General features: G+C 60.8%; 4 protein-coding genes. 1 reads left to right on the forward strand and 3 read right to left on the reverse strand.

The genetic code is table 11. The features are described from left to right. Nucleotides 1–220: 220 nt before the first annotated feature. The 3 genes from ACIOWE_RS22490 to ACIOWE_RS22500 form a co-directional block, all read right to left on the reverse strand. Nucleotides 221–3,142 carry a TonB-dependent receptor domain-containing protein gene (locus tag ACIOWE_RS22490; RefSeq protein ID WP_401396007.1) on the reverse strand — a complete coding sequence of 974 codons (2,922 nt, stop codon included), beginning with the start codon at nt 3,140–3,142 and terminating at the stop codon, nt 221–223. A gap of 210 nt (nt 3,143–3,352) precedes the next feature. Beyond that, the gene (locus ACIOWE_RS22495; RefSeq protein WP_401396010.1) at nt 3,353–4,312 is read right to left on the reverse strand and encodes a FecR domain-containing protein; all 960 of its coding nucleotides are present in this window, start codon (nt 4,310–4,312) and stop codon (nt 3,353–3,355) included. Next, nucleotides 4,309–4,815, reverse strand: coding sequence for a sigma-70 family RNA polymerase sigma factor (locus tag ACIOWE_RS22500; protein WP_201238454.1), 507 nt, complete (start codon nt 4,813–4,815; stop codon nt 4,309–4,311). The genes ACIOWE_RS22495 and ACIOWE_RS22500 overlap by 4 nt, the downstream gene beginning before the upstream one ends. A gap of 297 nt (nt 4,816–5,112) precedes the next feature. On the opposite strand from ACIOWE_RS22500, the gene ACIOWE_RS22505 reads away from it, so the two are divergent. Next, nucleotides 5,113–6,831, forward strand: coding sequence for a hydrogenase maturation protein (locus tag ACIOWE_RS22505; RefSeq protein ID WP_401396013.1), 1,719 nt, complete (start codon nt 5,113–5,115; stop codon nt 6,829–6,831). Nucleotides 6,832–6,949: the final 118 nt, after the last annotated feature.

Raw genomic sequence — 6,949 nt, forward strand, 5'->3', positions numbered from 1 at the left:
GTAATGGCGAGGGGAATAAGCAGGGGTTTCGATCTCAAGGTGTGAGGTACGCATTATTGATCCTTTATCCGGGAGCCTGAGCGCTCAAGCCGCTCAGCGACTTCAATGTCATCGCTGATGCTATAGGTCGCGCTTCCGACGACCAACCTGAAAAAGTCGTCGGAAATATCCCCGCACTTGCGCAAAAGCTTCCGGTTTCCGTAGGACGTCAACAGAACGATCAACTGCCGAAGTGATAACTCACATCCAGCCACCACTGGCGCCCATAAGGGTCGTAGTTGCCGGTGGGGTAATACGGCCAGCCTGCAGAATCGTCGTGTTTGATCTGATTGAGCACGTTGTTTACCGTCAGGCCGACACTGGCGCGATCGTTGAGCTTGTAGCGCGCACTGGCGTTGAACACAGTCCACGGCGACAGACGCCCATCCCCCGCGCCATTGGTGACGGAGCCGTAGCGAATGCCCATCAGCGTTGCCGTCGCTTTCTGATAATCCCAGGTCAGGCTGGCGTTGACCTTGCTGCGCCAGTCGTAGTTGGTCTGCGATGTGCGCCAATCCTGGGTCGGCGCCTCATCCGATTCCTTGTAGTAGTGCGACAGCACCAGGGTGTAACCCAGCGTCGAACTGAACGCACCGTACTGGCCGGCGCCCCAGCGAATGTTGCTCTTGAAGTCCAGACCGCTGACGCGCTCACTGGCAGCGTTGATCGCGTTCACCCGTACGCGCTGCAACTGGTTCGGATCGACAGCGGCGTTGCCGGCATTACGGTCGATGCGCGCCAGGGTCGACTGGCAGTTGGCCGAGTTGATGTCCTGCGTGCCGTTGCGGCATTCGTTCTCCTGCTGCAACAGGCGGTTTTCGTCGACCGTGGTCAGCAGGTCATCGATCTCCACACGCCAGAAATCCGTGGAGAAATCGAAATTGCGCGACGGCGACCAGACAAAACCATAGGTCCACGATTTACCGCGTTCGGATTCAAGGTTGGCCGTGCCGCTTTGCGTGTAGTCGACCCGCCCGCGATCACAAGCGCCCTCCACGCCCTGGCTGCAGCCGTAATAGTCGATCTGTGCCGGGTAATAACCGTTGCTGTCGGACTGGTAGATGTAGTTCAGGTCCGGCGCGCGGAAACTGGTGCCGTAACTGCCACGCAACAACAGACTGGTAACGGGCCGCCATTCCAGTCCCAGGTTGTAGGTTTTCTGTTGTTCGGTGCGGCCGCTGAATTTGTATTGGTCCCAACGCCCCGCTGCGGTCGCCAGAATCGCGTCGGTGACCGGAATGCTGAACTCGCCGCCCGCAGCGTAACGCTTGCGCGAACCGCCGGAGCTTTGCGCGGGAGAAACGCCATAGAACGTGCCGTCGTTGAGGCCGTCATCCGGGTCGACGCGATATTCCTGCTTGCCCGCCTCCAGCACGCCGGCAAACCCCACTGGCCCTGCCGGCAAGTCAAACAGATCGCCGTTGACCGAGGCGTTGTAACTGGTCGATACCGATTTGCTGCTCTGGGTCAGGTTGCTGCGAAACTGCTGCCATTCCTGCGGCGTCAGCGGCCGATCCAGGCGCGAGGCGTCCGGAGCGAAGACCGGATATCCGTCGCGGGTGCCCAGTTGCGGGCCGAGATAGAAATCCTGAATCGATGACAGTGGCGTGTAACGGGTCGTGCGCACGCTGCGATATTCCGAGCGATTGGCCGCCAGGTCGTAGCGCCAGCCCGTGTCGGCAATCTTGTCGGAAAGACCGAGGGTGCCCGTCCACGAAGTGTCACGCCACTTGCTGTTATTGCTGGTGCGCCCGCCGATCTCCTCTTCGCCGTAGCGTCGATACCAGCGCTCCAGGTTGCCGCTGTTCTGGTTGATGAAATCCGGCGAAGTGAAGGTCGGGCCGCGGGTGTTGTTCTGGATGTGGTCAAGGCCGTACATCAAATCGGCAAACACTTCGCCGCTGTCGCTGAAGTGCCAGGTGCCGCGGGTGTAGCCGTCGTAGTTTTCCTTTTGGGTCTGGATAGTCCAGTAATCGTTGTACATCTGATCGGTACGGCAGCGGCCGGCACTGTTGACCAGTTTGTTGTCGAAGGTGCCCTGATACGCGCCGCACCCCGGCCCCAGATACCGGCTATTGGTCAGGTCACGGCGATAACCGACGTCCGCCAACGGGCCGCTTTGCATGAAGCCACGGTCGTCGGCCCAGATCGGATCGCGGTGAGTCAGCTCCAGGCCGAACAAGCCATCGAAGTCGCCCCAACTGCCGCCGCCACTGATCTGCAAGCGCTGGTTGTCACCACCGCCACGCTCGCTGGTGCCGCCCTTGAGATTGACGTCAACGCCGTTGATTTGCTTCTTGAGAATGATGTTGACCACCCCGGCAATCGCATCCGAACCATAGATCGCCGAGGCGCCGCTGCTGAGGATTTCAATGCGTTCGATCACCGCCGACGGAATGTTCGCCAGGTTGGTAAAGTTGACCTTGCCGTCGTACGGCGTCGGGTAGTCGGCGACGCGCCGCCCGTTGATCAGCACCAGCGTGTGATTGGGGCCGAGGCCGCGCAGGTTCAATGCACTGGCCGCCGGTTGCCAGGTGTTGCCGTAGTCTTCGCCCTGGGTCATGCCGGTGTTTTGCGTCTGGGTCGCCAAGGCGTCGTAGACGTTTTTGTAGCCGCGCGCTTCCATTTCCTCGTGGGTGATGACGTTGACCGGGGTTGCGCCGTCGCTCTGTGCGCGGGCGATTCGCGAGCCGGTGACGGTGACTTTCTCCATGCGGTAATCAGCGCTGGTAGCGGGTGCCACGGTGGTGACTTTCGCAGGTACGGAAGTCACCGCCTCGCCTTCACGCACACTCAGGCCCTGAGCACTCTGCTCGACTTGCAGACCGCTGCCGAGCAAAGCTTTCTCGACCGCCTCGCGCCCACCCAATGCACCGCGTACGGCGCTGCTGCGTTTGCCCTGCACCAGATTCTGACTAAAGGAAATCGGCACTCCGGTCTGCCGCGAGATGTCCAGCAGCACCTCGTCGAGCGGGCCGCTGGCAATGTCGAAAGTGAACACGGCGGCAGCCGGTTGTTGGGCGAAAACGTGCAATGGGCTGATGCCCATCGCCAAGGCAACGGCGAGGGTCAGTCGAGGTAATTGTTGTTTGAATAAGAACATCGAGGGGCTTCCCTGTTGAAGGCGTCTGCAGGGAATGAGCAGCGGGACTGCGCTTTTTATAGGTCGGCGATTAGGCCAAGAAGGCATATCCCTATAACCGTATTTGCCGCATCCCTTTATCCGGATTCATCCCCTCTGTAGGAGCTGCCGCAGGCTGCGATCTTTTGATCTTCAAAAACAAAATCAAAAGATCGCAGCCTGCGGCAGCTCCTACAGGGATGAGGTTGGGCGGGGGTCAATGCTGACCCAGTAAGGGTTGTGCCAGATGACGCGGATCGGCAGTGAACGGGCGAGCAACTGCAGCGTCTGGTCACTGTCGTCGAGCGAATAGAGGCCGCTTAGGCGCAAGTCGGCAACCTCCGCGCTGACATGCAAGATGCCGCGACGGTAAGGGCGCAAGCTGTCGATGACTTCGCCCAAGGGACGGTCGCGGACTTCCAGCCGGCCTTGCAGCCACGCACTTTCATGGCCCTTGTTGCGTTGCAGGCTGAGGATGTTCTGGCGGTTGAACAGCAGGCTCTCCCCCGCCTCAACCACCTGCCGCGAACCGCCTGCGGTCAGCACTTCGACCTGCGAATGGAGCATCACCAGGCGCGTGCCGTCCTCGCCTTGCTGGACAAGAAATTTCGTCCCGAGGGCGCGCATCCGGCCGTGCTCGGTCTCGACCACAAACGGTCGTGCCGTATCTTTCGCCACGTCCACCAGTAATTCCCCACTGCGCAACGCCAGCAACCGTTGATGACCATCGAACAGAGGCACCACGCGACTGCGCGCATTGAGCGTCAATGCACTGCCATCGGCCAGGGTGAAATCTCGCCGCTCAGCCGTGCTGGTCGCCAACTCTCCCGCTTCCGGCAACCAGCCATAGCGCCGCCCTATCCCCCCGGCCAGCAGCGCAACACCGAGCACACTCAAACTGCCGCTGATAAACCGTCGCCGGCTCGACGGTGCGTTGAGGCTGTGCAGCAGACTGTTGCGCGGCAGCCCGCGCAGAGTCGGATTGCGCAGCAGGTTCAGACCGCCGCCCATTTGCTCGATGATCTGTTGGTGCCGTGGATCGGCCATGCGCCAAGCGTCGAACGCGGCGCGCTCGCCCAGACTGACTTCGCCCGATTGCAATAACGCCATCCATTGCGCCGCTTCATCGATCACCGCTTCGTCGGCCCTCATGCCTGCATCGCCTGATAGCAACGTTTGAACGCCTCGACCATGTACTGCTGCACGCGACTGGTGGAAACCCCGAGGCGTTCGCCGATTTCGCTGTAGGTCAGGCCGTCGAGCTGATGGTAGAGAAACGCTGCTTTGGCCTTGGCCGACAAACCATTGAGCAACCGATCGACCGCCAGCAACGCCTCGATCACCAGCGCGCGTTCTTCCGGCGAGGGATGCACCGGCGTCGGCGCCAACGCGAGGCTTTCCAAGTAGGCGCGCTCGAGATCCTGGCGGCGCCAGCCTTCGTACACCAGGCGCCGGGCGATGGTGGTCAAGAGTGCACGCGGCTCACGGATCGCCGTCGGGTCCGGCAATGCCAGCACCCGCAAAAAGGTTTCCGAGGCAATGTCCTGTGCACTGTGCGGGCAGCCCAGCGTGCGGCCGACGGCAGCGCACAGCCAGCGATAGTCCTTTTGAAACATCTGCCCGATGATCTGGTAATGCGGGTTATGCCCACCCATGCCTTGCTCCCTGAAACGGGCTCCACCCGCTGCGAAAAACCGTCGTTCTGCCGGGATCCTCCGGCATTGATCAGGCGCGACTGTGCAATAGCGCAGCGGGCATTTGAAGTAATAAAAAATATACATAAGCAAACTATTGAGCATAAGACGCTTCGTCGCCGCAGAAACATTGGCTGACACAACGTTGACCTCGATCACTGGTGTGCAGACGGCCAGTCATTAATCTTCCGGCTCCATCGAAGGCCAGGGAAGGCTCACCGGGAGCCTGCGGCTGATCCCATTCAAGGAAGAACTTTCATGCGACCACTCAAGATCATTCTGCTGTCGTCAGCGTTCAACGGCCTGACCCAACGTGCCTGGCTGGAACTGCGCCAGGCCGGGCATTCGCCCAGCGTGGTGGTGTTTACCGACGAGGCTTCAGTGTGCGAACAGATCGAACACAGCGGCGCGGACCTGGTGATCTGCCCGTTCCTCAAGGACCGCGTACCGCAAGCACTCTGGAGCAACACCGAACGCCCGGTGGTGATCATCCATCCCGGCATCGTTGGTGATCGTGGTGCCAGTGCCCTCGACTGGGCGATCACCAACGAGCTGTCGAGCTGGGGCGTGACCGCGCTGCAAGCGGTCGAGGAAATGGACGCCGGACCGGTCTGGGCAACCTGCGAGTTCAATCTGCCGAGCGGTCTGCGCAAGTCCGAGCTGTATAACGGTCGGGTCAGCGATGCGGCCATTCGCTGCATTCGCGAAGTGGTGGAAAAATTCATCGAAGGCTTCCAGCCAGTCGCGCTGGATTACACCAATCCCGCCGTGCGCGGGCGTTTACAGCCGAACATGAAACAGGTCGACCGCAGCTTCAGTTGGCACGATTGCGCCCGTTTCATCAAACGCTGCATCGATGCGGCGGACGGCCAGCCCGGAGTGCTGGCGAGTCTGGCGGGCGGTCAGTATTACGTGTACGACGCCCATCTGGATTCGCGCACCGGCCTGCCCGGCGAGATTCTTGCGGTGCATGACGATGCGGTACTGGTCGCGGCGGGAGACCACAGCGTGTGGATCGGTGCGTTGCGGCGCAAACCGCTGCCGGGTGAAGAAACCTTCAAGCAACCGGCGCGGCATGTGCTGGCCGGACAATTGGCCGATGTTCCGACGCTGGACTGGTCGATTGCCAGCCAGCCGTTCAGTGACGAGGCGTATCAACCGATTCGTTACCGTGAATCCGGGCATGTCGGCGAGCTGACCTTCGAGTTCTACAACGGCGCGATGAGCACCGAGCAATGCCAGCGCATGGTCGAGGCATTGCGCTGGGCCAAGTCCCGCGACACGCAGGTGTTGTTGATCAAGGGCGGGCGCGGCAGCTTTTCCAACGGCGTGCATTTGAATGTGATTCAGGCGGCGCAGGATCCTGGCGCTGAAGCCTGGGCGAATATCCAGGCGATCGATGATGTCTGTGAAGAACTGCTGACGGCGCGGCAACTGGTGGTCAGCGGCGTCACCGGCAATGCCGGCGCCGGTGGTGTGATGCTCGCGCTGGCCGCCGATATCGTCTTCGCCCGGGCGGATATCGTGCTCAACCCGCATTACAAAAGCATGGGTCTGTATGGCTCGGAATACTGGACCTACAGCCTGCCCCGCGCCGTCGGCCCGGCGCTGGCGGAGCAGCTGACTCAGGCGTGTCTGCCGGTGAGCGCCATCCAGGCGTGGCAGATGGGCATGATCCAGGAAGTCGGTCCACGTTGCCCGGATGAATTTTCTCTGTGGTTGCTGCAACGGGCCAACAGCACTCTGAGTGACCCGACCTATGCGCCGGTGCGTGAACGCAAGTCGCGGATTGATCAAGCGCTGATCCAGCAATGTCGCGAAAGCGAGTTGCAGGAAATGCAGGAAGACATGCTTTACAACCGCAACGGCTTCGCCGAGAAGTGCCGGCACTTCGTCTACAAACGCAAGGCGTGTGGCACGCCGGCGCGGTTGGTCGAGGATTGGGCGCGGGTAGGTGAAGTTGAACTGACCGACTGATCTTCAGCGTCTACGAGGGCCTCATCGCTGGCAAGCCAGCTTGTATGCTGGTACTTGAAGGGAGGAGAAGGGACAAAGCCAGATTCTGACTGTTGACGCAGTACAGATCCGTGGGAGA

It is taken from the genome of Pseudomonas sp. NPDC087598 (assembly GCF_044743525.1).
Taxonomy (GTDB): Bacteria; Pseudomonadota; Gammaproteobacteria; order Pseudomonadales; family Pseudomonadaceae; genus Aquipseudomonas.

Bases quoted from the DNA above. Each gene is read 5' to 3' on its own strand.
- ACIOWE_RS22490 (WP_401396007.1), bottom strand. From the start codon at position 3,142: ATGTTCTTATTCAAACAACAATTACCTCGACTGACCCTCGCCGTTGCC.
- ACIOWE_RS22495 (WP_401396010.1), bottom strand. From the start codon at position 4,312: ATGAGGGCCGACGAAGCGGTGATCGATGAAGCGGCGCAATGGATGGCG.
- ACIOWE_RS22500 (WP_201238454.1), bottom strand. From the start codon at position 4,815: ATGGGTGGGCATAACCCGCATTACCAGATCATCGGGCAGATGTTTCAA.
- ACIOWE_RS22505 (WP_401396013.1), top strand. From the start codon at position 5,113: ATGCGACCACTCAAGATCATTCTGCTGTCGTCAGCGTTCAACGGCCTG.